The 1,414-nt window shown below is 55.9% G+C and carries 1 rRNA gene; it reads left to right on the forward strand.

Annotated features, from left to right (window positions below):
* Positions 1 to 1,392 (forward strand): 23S ribosomal RNA (locus AC068B_RS41165); the annotation flags it as partial.
* Positions 1,393 to 1,414 lie beyond the last annotated feature (22 nt).

Below are 1,414 nucleotides of genomic sequence, written 5' to 3' on the forward strand. Positions count from 1 at the left end.
TGAGACCTGATGCCGAGCCGATTGTGGTGAAGTGGATGATCCTATGCTGTCGAGAAAAGCCTCTAGCGAGTTTCATGGCGGCCCGTACCCTAAACCGACTCAGGTGGTCAGGTAGAGAATACCGAGGCGTTCGGGTGAACTATGGTTAAGGAACTCGGCAAAATGCCCCCGTAACTTCGGGAGAAGGGGGGCCATCACTGGTGATCGGATTTACTCCGTGAGCTGGGGGTGGCCGCAGAGACCAGCGAGAAGCGACTGTTTACTAAAAACACAGGTCCGTGCGAAGCCGTAAGGCGATGTATACGGACTGACGCCTGCCCGGTGCTGGAACGTTAAGGGGACCGGTTAGTGCGCTTTCGGGCGTGCGAAGCTGAGAACTTAAGCGCCAGTAAACGGCGGTGGTAACTATAACCATCCTAAGGTAGCGAAATTCCTTGTCGGGTAAGTTCCGACCTGCACGAATGGCGTAACGACTTCTCGACTGTCTCAACCATAGGCCCGGTGAAATTGCACTACGAGTAAAGATGCTCGTTTCGCGCAGAAGGACGGAAAGACCCCGGGACCTTTACTACAGTTTGATATTGGTGTTCGGTTCGGCTTGTGTAGGATAGGTGGGAGACTGTGAAGCGGGCACGCCAGTGTTCGTGGAGTCAACGTTGAAATACCACTCTGGTCGTGCTGGATGTCTAACCTCGGTCCGTGATCCGGATCAGGGACAGTGTCTGATGGGTAGTTTAACTGGGGCGGTTGCCTCCCAAAGAGTAACGGAGGCGCCCAAAGGTTCCCTCAGCCTGGTTGGTAATCAGGTGTTGAGTGTAAGTGCACAAGGGAGCTTGACTGTGAGACCGACGGGTCGAGCAGGGACGAAAGTCGGGACTAGTGATCCGGCGGTGGCTTGTGGAAGCGCCGTCGCTCAACGGATAAAAGGTACCCCGGGGATAACAGGCTGATCTTCCCCAAGAGTCCATATCGACGGGATGGTTTGGCACCTCGATGTCGGCTCGTCGCATCCTGGGGCTGGAGTCGGTCCCAAGGGTTGGGCTGTTCGCCCATTAAAGCGGTACGCGAGCTGGGTTTAGAACGTCGTGAGACAGTTCGGTCCCTATCCTCTGTGCGCGTAGGAATATTGAGAAGGGCTGTCCCTAGTACGAGAGGACCGGGACGGACGAACCTCTGGTGTGCCAGTTGTCCTGCCAAGGGCATGGCTGGTTGGCTACGTTCGGAAAGGATAACCGCTGAAAGCATCTAAGCGGGAAGCCTGCTTCGAGATGAGTATTCCCACCCCCTTTGAGGGGTTAAGGCTCCCAGTAGACGACTGGGTTGATAGGCCAGATCTGGAAGCCCGGTAACGGGTGGAGGTGACTGGTACTAATAGGCCGAGGGCTTGTCCTCAGTTGCTCGCGTCCACTGTGTT

The sequence above is a fragment of the Streptomyces sp. NPDC042371 genome, from assembly GCF_056437465.1.